Below are 13,527 nucleotides of genomic sequence, written 5' to 3' on the forward strand. Positions count from 1 at the left end.
AATTTTGCCACACTTGCGAAGAATGGCGGTTTTCCAAGGCCGGAGAATCACACGTATGCAAAAGAAATTATTCCTTGGCTACAAGCTGCGCCGGTTGCGGGAGCAGCGCGGGCTGACTCAGGCGACGCTGGCCAAGGCGCTGGATCTGTCCCCCAGCTATCTCAACCAGTTGGAGAACAACCAACGCCCGCTGACCCTGCCGGTGTTGATGAAAATCTCCGCCGTGTTCGAGGTTGAACTGTCCGCCTTTTTGGAGGATGAGGACAGCCGCCTCGTCGCCGATTTGCGCGAGGCGTTGGCCGACCCCTTGTTCGCCGGGGCGCCGCTGACGGCGGCGGAGTTGCGCAGCGCGGTGGGATCCAGCCCCGAATTGGCCCGCCGGGTGCTCAGCCTGCACCAAGCCTATCAAAAACTGCACGAACGGGTGCATTCGCTGGCCGACAGCCTGTCGAACCAGGAGCAGGGCGACAGCTTCGCCGGGCCGCAATTCCCCTATGAGGAGGTGCGGGACTATTTCCACTATTGCAACAACTACATCGGCCCGCTGGACGAGGCGGCGGAAAAGCTGTGGAACGACGAGAAGATCCACTCCGGCTTTCTGCTGAACGAGTTGGCCGCCTATCTGAAACGCCGCCACGACGTGCGGGTGAAGATCGTCGCCGACGAGGCGGGCGACACCGCCATGCGCAGCTACGACGCCTCAACCGGCACCCTGCGCCTGTCCGCCCTGCTGAACGGGCCAAGCCGGGCCTTTCACATGGCCAACCAGATCGCCCTGCTGGGCTATGGCGACGTCATCGACCAACTGGTCGAGCAGGCGAAATTCTCCAGCGAGGACGCCCGCTCGGTCTGCCGCGTCGGTCTGGCGAATTACTTCGCGGGCGCGCTGGTTATGCCCTACCGCGCCTTCGCCGCCCAGGCCCGCGCCCTGCGCCACGACATCGAGCAATTGCAAAGCCGCTTTTCCGCCAGTTTCGAGCAGGTCTGCCACCGGCTCTCCACCCTGCAACGGCCGGGCGCGCGCGGCCTGCCCTTTTACTTCGTCCGGGTGGACATGGCCGGGAACATCACCAAACGCCATTCGGCGACCCGCTTCCACTTCGCCCGCTTCGGCGGCGCCTGCCCGCTGTGGAACGTCCACGAGGCCTTCGCCCAGCCCGGCAAGATCCTGGTGCAGTTCGCCGAAATGCCCGACCACACCACCTACATCAGCATCGCCCGCACCGTCACCAAACGCGGCGGGGCCTATCTGAAACCCTCCCGGCAATTCGCCGTCGGCTTGGGCTGCGAGACCAGCCACGCCGCCGAACTGGTCTACGCCGCCGGCATCAACACCGCCGATCTGAAGGCCGCCGTCCCCATCGGCGTCAACTGCCGCCTGTGCGAACGCACCGACTGCCAACAACGCGCCTTCCCCCCCATTGGCAGCGAATTGCGGGTGAACGAACACCACCGCAGCTTCGTGCCTTACCTGTTCGATCAGGCGGCAGAAAAATGATGCGCCCATATGGGCGCAAGCCTATCCTCGCGTTCAGGAATGGAGGCGACAGATGACCCAGACCGCCGAGTTTGACAGCGCCAAACTGGACGCGCTGGTCCTGTACATTGTGAACAGGGTGGAAAATCCATCGGATCTTGGCGCGACCAAGCTGCACAAGGTTTTGTGGTTTTCCGACCTTGCCCTGTTTGCCAGCCGCCAACGCTCCATCGCCGGGGAAACTTACATCAAGATGCCGCGCGGCCCTTGGGCCATTCACGCCGAAGACGCGCTAACCCGTCTGAAAATGAGCGGCGCTGTGGCTGAGAAGGCGATGCCGCACTACAACAAAATCCAGCGGCGCTTCTTTGCCACCCGAGATCCCGATATTTCCGGTTTCACCGCTGAGGAAATCAGCACGGTTGATTCCATGATTTCCGCCATCTGCTACAATCACACCGCCAGCTCAATCAGCGATCTGAGTCACAGTCGAATTTGGGAGATCACGCCAGATCGCGAGGTCATTCCTTTGGAAACCGTGTTCGCACTTGAATTGGTGGAACCATCGCAGCAGGACCTGGATTGGGCAGACGCGGCTTTCACCGCCGACGCTGCGCGAGAGCTTGATCTCTTGATGCGGCCCGCATCCTGAATTCCATCAGGCCACAGGATTTTGAGCGTCAACGATGGGAATTTTCGGTCAAATCGGTGTGCGCTGGGTGAAATCCACCACACAGTTCGATGAGGATTGTCGGCAAGCAAGCTTGCAATTTGATAAGTTCCAGCCCGTGTTTTCTGGTTTGCGCCATCGGATCGCTCTGGCTCCAGAAGACGGCGTTCCTGTCGATCCCAACAATCGCATGGCCAAAATAGCCCCGGATCCTGCAATCAAGGCTCCGGGGCTGGTGGTGCTCTACCGCTACGACGACACCGGCTTGTACCTGATCCGACTGCGCGCTCTTCCCTTCTGAGCGAGCGCCCGGTCACGGCGTCTCGGCGGCCAGATCGCTCTTCGCCCGCCGCTCCCGATGGCCGAGAATTTGCGCGCCAAGCGCGACCGAGGCCAGGGCGACGCCGAACAGGCTCACCGCCCACCAGCCGCCGTTGTTCCAGGCGACCGTCGCCCCCGCCGAACCAAAGGCGCCGCCCAGGAACATGCCGGTCATGAACAGCGTGTTCAACCGGCTGCGGGCCTCCGGGCGCAGGGCGTAGACGACGTGCTGGTTGGAGATCAGCGCGCTCTGCATGCCGAGATCCAGCACGATCACCCCAACCACCAGCCCGATGAGGCTGTTCCACAAGCCGAAGATCAACCAGGACGCCAGCACCAACGCCGCGCCTGACAGGATGACCCGATGCGGCCCGCGCCGGTCGGCCAGACGTCCGGCGATGGGCGCGGCGAACACCCCGATGGCCCCGACGACCCCGAACAGCCCGGCGGCGTCGGCCCCCAAACCGAAGGCCGGTTCCTCCAGATGCAAAGCCAGAATGGTCCAAAAGGCGGAAAAGCCGCCGAACAGCGCCGATTGCGTCAGGGTGGCGCGGCGCAAGGTCGGCTCCTCCCGCCACAGATGCCGCAGCGAGGCCAACGCCGCGCCATAGCGCAGCCCGGACGCCGGGGCGGCGCGACGCGGCAGGGCGAGCGCCATCGACAGCGCCCCCAGCAGCGCCAACGGCACGCCCACCCAGAACATCGCCCGCCACCCGGCGTGGGTGGCGACGAACCCGGCCAGCGTCCGGCTGAACAGGATGCCGCAGAGCAGGCCCGCCATCACCGTGCCGATGACCCTACCCCGCCGCTCCGGGCTGGCCAGCGCCGCCGCGAAGGGAACGATCTGCTGCGCCACCGCCGCGTTGGCCCCGACCAGCACCGAAGCCAGCAGCAACAGCGCGGCGGTCGGGGCGGAGGCGGCCAGAACCAGCGCCAGCGCGATGCACAGGAATTGCGCCACGATCAAGCGCCGCCGGTCCATCAGATCGCCCAACGGCACCAGCAGGAACAAGCCCGCCGCGTAGCCAAGCTGGGTGGCGGTTGGAATCAGGCCGGTGGCCGTCTGCCCCGCGAAACTCCGCTGGATCTCCGCCAGCATCGGCTGGTTGTAATAAATGTTCGCCACGGCGACGCCGCAGGCGGCGGCCATGGCGAAGGTCAGCCCACGACCCAGCGGGGCTTGCGCGTCAGCGGAAGGGGCTTGCGGTGGGGCGGCGGCCAGGGGCGGAGTCATCGGTCGGGTCTTTCGGTGGAAGGCGTCGTGGCCGCACTGTGGCAGCTTATCGAAAAACGTTGTAGATGGTGTGTTTGATAGGCCGGTTTATCAAAAGGCGATGGAATGGACACGGACGCGGTGGCGGTTCTGGTGACGGCGGCGGCGGCGGGCAGCCTGTCGGCGGCGGCGCGGCGGCTGGGCGTCACCCCGATGATCGCCACCCGCCGTCTGGCGGCGTTGGAGCGTGATTTGGGCGTCACCCTGATGCACCGCACCACCCGCTCCCTGTCCTTGACGCCGGAGGGGGAGGCCTTCCTGCCCTACGCCCAGGCGCTGGTCGAAAGCGAAGCGGCGGGACGCGCCAATCTGCGCGCGGCGGCGGCGGGGGCGTCGGGCCTGCTGCGGGTGTCGGTGTCCACCGCCTTTGGCCGGAAGATCGTGGCGCCGCTCGTGCCCGGCCTGCTGCGGGCCAATCCCGATTTGCGGATTGATCTGGATTTCACCGACCGGGTGGTCGATGTGGTGGCCAGCGGCGCCGATCTGGCCATCCGCATCGCCCATCTGCGCGACAACAGCCTGATCGCGCAAAGGCTGGCCGACGGCCCACGGGTTCTGTGCGCCGCCCCCGCCTACCTCGCCGAACGCGGGACGCCGACCCGGATCGAGGATTTGGCCGACCATGATTGCCTGCTGCTGAGCGGGGCCACCCACTGGCCCTTCCAGGTGGACGGGCGGGAACGCCGGGTGCGCGTGCAGGGCCGTTTCTCCGCCAGCAGCATCGAGGGGCTGCACGAGGCCTGCCTTGGCGGCGCGGGGATCACCCTGCTGGCCACCTGGAACGCGCGAGAGGATTTGCAAGCCGGACGTCTGGTCCCCGTGGTCCTGAGCGACGCGACGTTGGAGGAGTTGCCGATCTGGGCCGTCTACCCGCCCGCCCGGCTGATTCTGCCCAAGCTGCGCGTGTTCATCGCGACGCTGAAACGGGCGTTGGCCCAGGACGCGACGACCGCGCCCCAGACCAAACCCGAATCTCAGCGATGACGTCAAAACCCCGGCGTCAGCCGTGCAGCTTGGTCGCGATCTCGGCGACGTGGCGGCCCTGATAGCGGGCGCCGTCCAACTCCACCGCGCTCGGCTGACGCGAACCGTCGCCGCCCGCGATGGTGCTGGCGCCGTAGGGCGAGTTGCCCATGACTTCCGACACGCCCATCTGGCCTTGGAAGGCGTAGGGCAGACCGACGATCACCATGCCCTGGTGCAACAGCACGATGTGGGTGCTGAGGATCGTGCTTTCCTGCCCGCCATGCTGGGTGCCGGTCGCGGTGAAGACGCTGCCGACCTTGCCGACCAACGCCCCCTTCATCCACAGACCGCCGGTCTGATCCAGGAAGTTCTTCATCTGCGAGGCCATGTTGCCGAAGCGCGTCGGCGTGCCGAAGATGATGGCGTCGTAGGTCGCCAGCTCGTCCACCGTGGCGACGGGGACGTCGCTTTCGTCCTTGTAATGGGCGTTCTGGCGCACGGCCTCCGGCACCAATTCGGGAACCCGCTTGACCGTCACCTCGGTTCCAGCGACGGAGCGAGCGCCGTCGGCCACCGCCTGCGCCATCGTCGAGACATGCCCCCAACTGCTGTAATAAAGCACCAGAACCTTGGCCATCGTCAGCACTCCCCATGGTTGGCGCGAACACCGCCGATGCACGCCCCGGCGGTCGCGGTTCCATAGAGATAGTCCGCTGGGCCGATTCTGGTAATGGAGGTTCTTGGCACATCATTGTTTCTAGGTGTAGAACAATGCCATGGACCGACTCGACGACATGCTCGCCTTCATCAAGGTGGTGGACACCAAAAGCTTCACCGCCGCTGCGGATCGACTGAATCTGTCGAAATCCGTGGTGTCCCGCCGCATTGGCGAGCTGGAAAACCGGCTGGGCGCCCGGCTGCTCAACCGCACCACCCGCAAGCTGAGCCTGACGGAAGTCGGACAGGCCTATTACGAGCGCTGCGCCCGCATCCTCGCCGATCTGGAGGAGGCGGAGCAGGCGGTCGCCGACCTGCACGCCGCGCCGCGCGGACGCTTGCGGGTCAACGCCCCGGTGTCCTTCGGCGTGCGTCATCTGGCCCCCGCCGTCGCCGAATTCCTGAATCGCTACCCGTTGATCGAGATCGATCTGGAACTGAACGACCGCTTCGTCGATCTGGTGGACGAAGGGTATGATCTGGCGATCCGCATCGGTCGGCTGCGCGACAGTTCCCTGATCGCCCGGCGCTTGGCCCCGGCCCGCGCCGTGGTCTGCGCCAGCCCGGCCTATCTGGAACAGCACGGCACGCCGCAGACGCCCGAGGATCTCAGCAACCATCGTTGCCTGATTTACACCAATCTGCCCACACCCGACGTCTGGCATTTCAAGGTCGATGGCGAGGTGCGCGGCGTGCGGGTGTCCGGCCCGATGCGCGGCAACAACGGCGACCTGCTGCGCGACGCCGCCATCGCCGGGGTGGGAATCGTGCTGTCGCCAACCTTCCTGTGCGGCGACGCCCTGTCGTCCGGCGCCTTGCGCGCCTTTCTGAGCGACTGCATGATCGCCGAGGCCAGCGTCAACGCGGTCTATCCGCAAAACCGCCATTTGTCGCCGAAGGTGCGCGTCTTCGTGGACTTCCTGGTCCAACGCTTCGGCCAACGGCCCTATTGGGATTGCGCGCTGCTGGAAACCTTGCAGCCGGACGCCGAACGCGACATCGAACTCTTCGAGCCAAGCTGACCCAGCCCGTCGCGCTGCGGAGCGTTACGGGGTGGAGCGACGGCGCGAGCGCAGATTGAGCGCGGTGATGAGGCTGGGTTGCTGGCTGACCACCGGCCCTTGCGGGACCGGCTTTTTCGGCGCGGTGGACAGAAAGCCGCCGACCCGCGCCCGCAGTTCGACCGCGCTGTGGGCGGCGACGTCGGCGGTGCTGGCGACCTGACGGCGCACCGCCGGATCCAACGTGTTGAAGGCGCGGGACGCGAACTCGAACGCCGGTTGCGATTTGGTGGCGATCACCTGCCGCAACGCTTTGGAGACCAGAACCGTGTCCAGGCCGCCCGGCCCATCCACCCCGTCCAGCACGTCGGCCAGAATGCCGATGGCTTGCAGCGTCTGGCTGTCGTCCAGGGAAAGGTCTAGTGCGGTCATGCGGTTCGTTCCGTTCGTCTCAGGCGGGACAGGCCAAGGCCCCGCCCGGATTGCACGATCCTCAAAGCATAATCCGTGCGCCGCCGTCTGGCAATCCGCCGTTATGCACGGTTGACCAAAGCCACCCCCGCCACCGCGACCGCCATTCCGGCCAGCGCGACCAGCCCCAGCCGCTCGTCGAACATCGCCCAGGCGACCAGCGCCGTCACCGGCGGGGTCAGATAGAACAGGCTGGCGACCCGCGCGGCGGCCCCCCGGCGGATCAGGCCGAACAGCAGGAAGATGGCGCCCACCGACAACACGAAGCCCAACCACAGCAGGGCGAACAGGAACTCGCCGGTCCATTGGATGGTCATGGTTTCGCACAGCGGGGCCAGCACGGCCAGCGCCAGGGCGGTGGCGGCGTATTGGATGGCCGTGCCGCTGCGCAGATCCATCGCCGCGCCGTGCCGCTTCTGGTACAGCGTGCCAAAGGTGATGCCGATCAACGCCATGACGGCGTAGCCCATGCCGACCAGATGATCGGCGTCGATGGAAAATTTCTCACGCACCACCAGCCCGACCCCGACCAGCCCCAGCAGCAGCCCGACCCATTGCCGCCCGGTCACGCGCTCGCCCAGCAGCGGGCCGGACAGGGCGGCGATCAACAAGGGCTGGATGCCGACGACCAAGGCGGTGACGCCCGCCGGAAGCCCATGGGCGATGGCCAGGAACACGCCGCTGAGATAGACGCCATGGACCAGCAGCCCGGCCAGCGCGATGCGGCCCGCCGCCCGCCAACTCTGCGGCCAGGGCGCGCGGGTCGCCAGCGCCACCAGGGCCAGAATCAACGAGACCAGCCCCAGACGCCACAGCAGAAAGGTCAGCGGCTCGGCGTAGGGCAGCCCGTATTTGGCGCCGATGAAGCCGGTGCTCCACAGCAGAACGAACAGGGCGGGGGCCAGACGCACCCAGCCGGGGTTGTCCTGGGTCGTCGTCGTGGTCATGGCGGCTCTCGCGTCCCGTCGTCAACTCACCGCCGGGGCGGGTTGCGCCGGTTGTTGTCGGCGCGCCTCGGCGACCGCCTGGAAATGGGACCGGAGATTCGGATCCTTCTGCACCAGACGGCGGAAATCCTTCTCATCCAACACCAACAATTGGCAATAGCCCATGGCGCGCACGTCTGCATTGCGCCGTTGGCGGGTCAACAGCGCCATCTCGCCAAAGAAATCGCCGGTGCCCAGCTTCACCGGCTCGGCCAGATTGGGAACCAGCACCTCCACCGCGCCGGAGGCGACGAAGAACATGGCGTCGCCCCGCTCGCCGCGCCGCACGATGGTTTCCCCCGGCAGGGCCAAACGGGCGCGCAGCAGCGTGGCGATGGTGGACACCCGCTCCTCCGGCAGCCCGGTGAACAGCGGCACCCGGCGGATCAACTCAGCCACGTCGAACCGCACGTCCAACTGCGGCAACCGCTCCAACGCCCGGCGGCGCACGTCCAGCTCCCGCTCCAGGTCGCTCAAGACCTCCTGGCTGATGATGGATTCGGCGCGCATGGCCTGATAATCGGCGTGCTCCAGCCGCAAGGCGGCGCGACCGACGTAGCGGCCTTGCAGGACCATGGCGTAATCGGGGTATTGCAGCTTCATCGCCGACAGCGCCTGTTCGACGATGCCCAAACGGCCAACCAGCATCCCTTCCAGCTCGAACGCCACGTCCTCGCCCAGCAAACGGGCCAGCTTGTCGCGGGTGAAGGCCAGCAATTCGCGCAGCACGGTGCGGACGGCGACCAGCACCTCGAACCGCATCGACAGGCGGCGGGCCAGCGGGGCGTGAATCCCAAAGCGCCGTTGCAGCCAGCTCGCCCCGCGCATCCACACCGAAAAGGCGATGAACGGCTCCTCAAAGGCGCGATAGCCGTTGCGGCCTTGCGTCTTCACCGCGTCCAGCAGCCGCCCGGACCGCCCGGCCAGCATGTCCATCACCGCGCGCGACACCACCCCTTCGGAGAAGTGGGCGTAATACAGCTCCTCCTCCCGGTTCACCAGGATGACCAGCCCGATGGTGACGCGGTCCTCGTCGCGCAGCGGCGCTTCCTTCTGCCGTTCCAGGTCGATGGCCTGCAAACGATCGGCGTAGCGCGTCAGCATCACGTCGGTGACGGCGGCGTCCACCTCATAGGTGCGGGCGACGGCGCTCACCCGGTCGCGGATGTTGTCCATCGACAGCGCCAGCGCCCGGTTGCGCATGGCGCGCTCCACCGGGCTTAGGCGGTCCAGCTTCAACAGATGGATCAAAGGCCGCAGCGTCGCCCCATTGACGAACAGCGTGACGAAGACAAAGCCCGTCACCAGCACGGCGATGAAGCTCTGCACCCGCTCCGGCACCCGGACATTCTCGGTCACGGCCAGCGCCAGCGTCAGCGACACCGCCCCGCGCAAGCCCCCCCACAGCATCACCGCCTTGTAGGAATGGCTGACCCGTTGCGACAGCCCGGCCCAGGAAAACAGCGGCAGCAGGCCGAACAGCACCAGCCCGCGCGCGGCGAAGGCGGCGACGGTGACGACCAACACCAACCCGACCTCCTCCAACCCGGCCTGCGCCATCAAACGCGGCACCAGAATGGCGGTCAGCAGAAAGATCATGGAGTTGGCCCAGAACCCCAACTGGCGCCAGACATGCTCCAACGCCCCCCAGGTTGTCGGAGAAATGCGCGTCCGCCCCACCGAACTGATGACCAGCGCCGAGGTGACGACGGCGACGACGCCCGACGCCCCGACATAGTGCTCCGCCAACACATAGGCGAGATAGGTTTGGGCCACCGTCAGGGTGATTTCCGCCATCGGCTGGTTGCGCACCGGCTCCACCAGCATGCAGACAACCCGCCCGCAGACATAGCCGACGACGACCCCGCCCGCGAAATCGCGCAAAAACTCCACGGTCGCCGCCATCGCGCCGCCGTCGGCCTTGCGCGTCAACATCCCCAGCAGCAGCGTGAACAGCGCGATGGCCGCCGCGTCGTTCAACAGGCTTTCGCCCTCGACCAGCGTGGTCAGGCGGCGCGGCGCGCCCAGATCGCGAAAGATGCCGATGACCGCCGCCGGATCGGTGCTGGCGACGATGGATCCCAACAGCAGACAGGACACCAACCCCAACGAGGTGAACAGGCTGACCGCGTAGCCGACGGCGAAGGTGCAGACGAACACCGCGACCACCGCCATCAGCAGAATCGGCGCGATGTCGTCGAACAACCGCCGGACGTCGACCGCCAAGGCGGTTTCAAACAACAAGATCGGCAAGAAGATGTGCAGCAGCACTTCGGACGAGATGTCCAGCTCGGCCAGCGAGTTCAGAAAATCATGGAACGGCCCGGCGCCCGGCATTCCGGCGAAGGTCTGGATGACCGCCCCCAACGCCACCCCGACCGCCGCCAGCAGCACGGTGAAGGGAACCTGGAAGCGCGCCGCCAGCGGCGGCAGGAAGCTGACCAGGGCCAGAAGTCCGGCGACGCCAAGTACATGAATGACGATGTCGTGCATGGATCCTTGCTGCGCCATCTGCGACCGTGGGGCTGCACGGTATCGCCCACTTATGGCCGGAGCAAGGCCAAGCCGTCCCGCCCTGTGCGGCAAATATGAGCCAGGATCGGCGCCGACGAGGAAGCCGCGTCAGGGCATGACTCGCCCAAACGCAAAAACCGGCGTCGCCCAAGGGCGAACGCCGGTTTTGGAACCAAAGGAAGCGGTTGGGCGACCGCGCCCGATCAGATCGAAATCCGCAGCGATTCCCGGTTGACCGCCGGAGCGTCGGCCGCCGGAACCGGCGGGCGCGCCATCGGAGCGGCGGGACGCAAGCCCGGCACGCCGCCCACGACGCCGTGAGGAGAAGGGGCGACCGCCGACGGGGCGTCCTGCTGGGCCGCTTGCTGGGCGGCGATGAAGTCGTTTTGCGCCGTCAACCCGCTGGCGACCGAGCGATTGATGCTGACCAACGTGTCAATCTTGCTGAAATCCATATCGACCAGACGCGCGGTCGTTTCACGGTCCACCAGAAGCGACAAGGCGGCGAGATTGGTCCGCACCTCTTGCGGGTGGCCGCAATCCTCTTCGGTCAAGGCGGCCTGGAAGATCGTCCAAAGCCGTTGGTTGAGCTGCAAGGCGGCCTGGAACGCGTCCTCATCCTTCGCGTGGCTTGACGAGATCAAGCGACGCGCGGCTTCGGCCAAGGCCCAGGATTCGACGTCGCGCGAATTGTCCGAGGTCGGCTTGTTGGCGTAGGTGGGTGTCGGCTTCATTCCAAACCCTCGGGTGACAGACCCAATCGACCGCAGACGGACTGCCCGCGTTCGTTTCTCTGCGAAGTGTCGGTCATCCTCGCGGTTTTGTCAACGCGACGGGGCCATTTCCGCGAATTCGCAAGCATTTGCCACAACTTGACTATGTTTTGCGCGCGCCATCCAACAGAAAACGTGCGGCCTCGACCACCCGATCTTCCGAAACGCCGTCCATCAGGCCCTGAGCGTTGGCGTCCACCGCCACCCGACGAAGCAACGCGTCGCGGGGAACAGACCCGGTCACGGCCTGGGCATGGCGGCCCCACGGTCCGTAGATTTCGGGAAAGCCCGGACCAAACAAGCCGACGGTCGGAACGCCCACCGCCGCCGCGATGTGCATCAGACCGCTGTCGTTGCCGACATAGAGCGCCGCCCGACGCAGGCAGGCGGCGGCGGCCAACGGATCGGTGCGCCCGGTCAGGTCGATGGCCTGATCGCCCAACGACTCCAGCAAGGGCCGGGCGCGCTCCCGCTCCGGCCCAGCGGCCAGAACCGCCACACGCGCGCCCGGCAGCGGCCCGTCCGGGCCGGTCAACCGCCGCGCCAACCGGGCGAAACGATCCACCGGCCACTCCTTGCTCAACCAGTTGGCCGTCGGCCCAATGGCGAGAAACGGTGGAATCCCAGGGGGCAGCAGGGCGTCGGCCTCGGCCTCGGCCCGCGCGTCGATCCACAGGCGGGGCGCGGGGGGCGGCGACAGACCCAGAACCGCGCCGATCTCCTCCACCTTGTGCATGGGCTGGGACGCCTTGCTGTGGAAGACCCGCCGACCGGCCAGAACCAGCCGCCCGACCGCTGAATTGCGCAGATCGACCACCAAATCCCAACGGACGCCGACGCAGGCCAACCACAAACCCAGCCAATGCCGGGCGTAGGACCGCTTGGCCAGCGGAATCAGACGCTCCAACCCTGGAACGGCGCGAAACAGCGGCGCCGGAAGCGGCCCGCAGACAATCGTCAGGCGTGCGTCGGGATGCCGTTCAATCAGATGGTCGAGCAGCCCTGTGGACAGAACCGCGTCCCCCAGACGGTTGGAGGTGATGAACAGAATCCGCGTCACGACGCCGCTTCCGCAACCGGGGGGGCCGCCGCATGGCGCCCCGGCTTCAGGTGAAGGCCGCGCGACAGCACCCAGACGGCGGGCAGCAGGACCAAGAGCGGCAGCAGATACATCAACGGCACAAAGGCCGTCATCTTGCCCGCCAGACTGGTCAGCCCCAAAGCCGCCGCCTGCAACCCCATCACCAGCAGAACGGCGATGGTGACGCGCATGGATTGGCCCCGGCGATTGAACTCGCCCGACAGCAGCGCCGCCAGCGCCACGGCGGCGTAAGCCAGCGCCAGCAAGGGCGACGCGAAGCGGTGATGCAGTTCGGCGATCAAGCCGCGCCGCATGCGGTCATCCTGCGCGATGGCGTTGGGGGCCATCAACTCGGCGGTGGAGCGTTCCCGCGCGTCGGGCCAACGCTCCTCGGCGGTCGGAGTCAGCACCTTCAAATCAACGGCGTAGCGTTCAAAATAGAGCTGGGACAACCGCCCGGTCTTGCGGTCCAGCTCCTGCCGGTTGCCGTCGAACACGACGAAACGGGCGCCCTCCGGCCCGGTCAGCATCACCGCGCGGTCGCCCATCACGGTGACGGGTTTGCTCTCGTCGCGCCCGTCGTGAATCAGCACCTTGTGCAGATTGCCATCGGAGTCGCGTTCGCGCAGAAACACGCTGAACCGCTCGCCAACCTCGTTGAACACGCCTTCCCGCAGGAACAATTGCGAATAGTCGCTGCGCACCGCGTATTCCATCCGCACCAGCTCGCGGTGCGCCGACGGCGTCACCCAGACATTCAGCGTGTAGACGATCCCCACCACAATCAACGCCAACAGGATCGCCGGTCGCGACAGGGAAAACGGCCCGACCCCGGCGGCGCGCATCACCACCAGCTCGCTGTCCATCGTCAAACGGTTGTATGTGAACAAAATGGCGCCGACCAACGCCAACGGCAGCACAACGCCAAGAAAGGTCGGCACGGTCAACAGCAGAAGCCACAGGAACATCTGCATCGGCGCGCCCGCGCTGACCACGATTTCGATCAGGCGCAACGACTGGCTCAACCAGATCGTCAGAGTCAGACCGGCGGTGGAATAGAGCGTGGCGATCAGCAGATTGCGAAACAGATACCGGTGCAGTCGGTTCATGGGCCTAGCCAAAGATGCAGCGCGCGCGGCAAGCTGACCGTCTCCGCTCGCCGGGTCAAGCGTTGAAACGGAAGCGCGCTGAAACACCGCCATGCGAACGGCGCGCTTTGAAAAACCCGCGTTGGAAATCGCTGGCGCGGCGACCACCGAGACGGTTAGACAGACCCC

At 66.2% G+C, this 13,527-nt stretch carries 13 protein-coding genes; 5 read left to right on the forward strand and 8 right to left on the reverse strand.

The window, feature by feature from the left end:
- The first annotated feature begins 55 nt into the window (after window positions 1-55).
- From ACODS4_RS17755 to ACODS4_RS17765, 3 genes are read left to right on the forward strand one after another with little or no spacing between them, the layout of a single operon-like run.
- On the forward strand, window positions 56-1,498 hold the full coding sequence (locus ACODS4_RS17755; RefSeq protein ID WP_488865983.1) for a helix-turn-helix domain-containing protein: 1,443 nt from the start codon (window positions 56-58) through the stop codon (window positions 1,496-1,498).
- Window positions 1,499-1,550: 52 nt separating this feature from the next.
- The gene (locus tag ACODS4_RS17760) at window positions 1,551-2,129 is read left to right on the forward strand and encodes a Panacea domain-containing protein (protein ID WP_488865985.1); all 579 of its coding nucleotides are present in this window, start codon (window positions 1,551-1,553) and stop codon (window positions 2,127-2,129) included.
- A gap of 34 nt (window positions 2,130-2,163) precedes the next feature.
- Window positions 2,164-2,448 (forward strand): hypothetical protein, encoded by a 285-nt coding sequence (locus ACODS4_RS17765; RefSeq protein WP_488865987.1) that lies wholly within the window; start codon window positions 2,164-2,166, stop codon window positions 2,446-2,448.
- A 12-nt stretch (window positions 2,449-2,460) separates the two neighbouring features.
- On the opposite strand, the gene ACODS4_RS17770 is transcribed toward ACODS4_RS17765, so the two are convergent.
- Window positions 2,461-3,702: an MFS transporter gene (locus tag ACODS4_RS17770; RefSeq protein ID WP_488865989.1), complete on the reverse strand. Its 1,242-nt coding sequence runs from the start codon at window positions 3,700-3,702 to the stop codon at window positions 2,461-2,463.
- Between the two features lie 105 nt (window positions 3,703-3,807).
- Here ACODS4_RS17770 and ACODS4_RS17775 point away from each other — a divergent pair, with 105 nt between their 5' ends.
- Complete coding sequence (locus ACODS4_RS17775) at window positions 3,808-4,725, forward strand: LysR family transcriptional regulator (RefSeq protein WP_488865991.1); 918 nt, start codon at window positions 3,808-3,810, stop codon at window positions 4,723-4,725.
- Between the two features lie 16 nt (window positions 4,726-4,741).
- Here the strand turns inward: ACODS4_RS17775 and wrbA are convergent, their stop codons facing one another.
- Window positions 4,742-5,344, reverse strand: a complete 603-nt coding sequence (gene wrbA / locus ACODS4_RS17780; RefSeq protein WP_488865993.1) for an NAD(P)H:quinone oxidoreductase — start codon at window positions 5,342-5,344, stop codon at window positions 4,742-4,744.
- A 139-nt stretch (window positions 5,345-5,483) separates the two neighbouring features.
- Here wrbA and ACODS4_RS17785 point away from each other — a divergent pair, with 139 nt between their 5' ends.
- A complete protein-coding gene (locus tag ACODS4_RS17785) occupies window positions 5,484-6,446 on the forward strand; it encodes a LysR family transcriptional regulator (RefSeq protein ID WP_488865995.1) in 963 nt (320 codons plus the stop codon).
- A gap of 24 nt (window positions 6,447-6,470) precedes the next feature.
- On the opposite strand, the gene ACODS4_RS17790 is transcribed toward ACODS4_RS17785, so the two are convergent.
- The 6 genes from ACODS4_RS17790 to lptF form a co-directional block, all read right to left on the reverse strand.
- The gene (locus ACODS4_RS17790; protein WP_488865997.1) at window positions 6,471-6,857 is read right to left on the reverse strand and encodes a hypothetical protein; all 387 of its coding nucleotides are present in this window, start codon (window positions 6,855-6,857) and stop codon (window positions 6,471-6,473) included.
- Window positions 6,858-6,958: 101 nt separating this feature from the next.
- On the reverse strand, window positions 6,959-7,843 hold the full coding sequence (locus ACODS4_RS17795; protein ID WP_488865999.1) for a DMT family transporter: 885 nt from the start codon (window positions 7,841-7,843) through the stop codon (window positions 6,959-6,961).
- Window positions 7,844-7,864: 21 nt separating this feature from the next.
- The gene (locus ACODS4_RS17800) at window positions 7,865-10,375 is read right to left on the reverse strand and encodes a cation:proton antiporter (RefSeq protein ID WP_488866001.1); all 2,511 of its coding nucleotides are present in this window, start codon (window positions 10,373-10,375) and stop codon (window positions 7,865-7,867) included.
- 224 nt (window positions 10,376-10,599) lie between these two features.
- Window positions 10,600-11,130 (reverse strand): flagellar biosynthesis regulator FlaF, encoded by a 531-nt coding sequence (locus tag ACODS4_RS17805; protein WP_488866003.1) that lies wholly within the window; start codon window positions 11,128-11,130, stop codon window positions 10,600-10,602.
- Window positions 11,131-11,272: 142 nt separating this feature from the next.
- Complete coding sequence (locus ACODS4_RS17810) at window positions 11,273-12,229, reverse strand: glycosyltransferase family 9 protein (RefSeq protein WP_488866005.1); 957 nt, start codon at window positions 12,227-12,229, stop codon at window positions 11,273-11,275.
- Window positions 12,226-13,359, reverse strand: a complete 1,134-nt coding sequence (lptF, locus tag ACODS4_RS17815; protein WP_488866007.1) for an LPS export ABC transporter permease LptF — start codon at window positions 13,357-13,359, stop codon at window positions 12,226-12,228. Before lptF ends, ACODS4_RS17810 begins: the two co-directional genes overlap by 4 nt.
- Window positions 13,360-13,527 lie beyond the last annotated feature (168 nt).

Source organism: Azospirillum sp. FG154, from assembly GCF_057809575.1.

Excerpts from the sequence above, each read along its gene's own strand:
- ACODS4_RS17800 (WP_488866001.1), bottom strand. The coding sequence starts at position 10,375 with ATGCACGACATCGTCATTCATGTACTTGGCGTCGCCGGACTTCTGGCC.
- ACODS4_RS17765 (WP_488865987.1), top strand. The coding sequence starts at position 2,164 with ATGGGAATTTTCGGTCAAATCGGTGTGCGCTGGGTGAAATCCACCACA.
- ACODS4_RS17790 (WP_488865997.1), bottom strand. The coding sequence starts at position 6,857 with ATGACCGCACTAGACCTTTCCCTGGACGACAGCCAGACGCTGCAAGCC.
- wrbA (WP_488865993.1), bottom strand. The coding sequence starts at position 5,344 with ATGGCCAAGGTTCTGGTGCTTTATTACAGCAGTTGGGGGCATGTCTCG.
- ACODS4_RS17805 (WP_488866003.1), bottom strand. The coding sequence starts at position 11,130 with ATGAAGCCGACACCCACCTACGCCAACAAGCCGACCTCGGACAATTCG.
- ACODS4_RS17770 (WP_488865989.1), bottom strand. The coding sequence starts at position 3,702 with ATGACTCCGCCCCTGGCCGCCGCCCCACCGCAAGCCCCTTCCGCTGAC.
- lptF (WP_488866007.1), bottom strand. The coding sequence starts at position 13,359 with ATGAACCGACTGCACCGGTATCTGTTTCGCAATCTGCTGATCGCCACG.
- ACODS4_RS17760 (WP_488865985.1), top strand. The coding sequence starts at position 1,551 with ATGACCCAGACCGCCGAGTTTGACAGCGCCAAACTGGACGCGCTGGTC.
- ACODS4_RS17775 (WP_488865991.1), top strand. The coding sequence starts at position 3,808 with ATGGACACGGACGCGGTGGCGGTTCTGGTGACGGCGGCGGCGGCGGGC.
- ACODS4_RS17785 (WP_488865995.1), top strand. The coding sequence starts at position 5,484 with ATGGACCGACTCGACGACATGCTCGCCTTCATCAAGGTGGTGGACACC.
- ACODS4_RS17755 (WP_488865983.1), top strand. The coding sequence starts at position 56 with ATGCAAAAGAAATTATTCCTTGGCTACAAGCTGCGCCGGTTGCGGGAG.
- ACODS4_RS17795 (WP_488865999.1), bottom strand. The coding sequence starts at position 7,843 with ATGACCACGACGACGACCCAGGACAACCCCGGCTGGGTGCGTCTGGCC.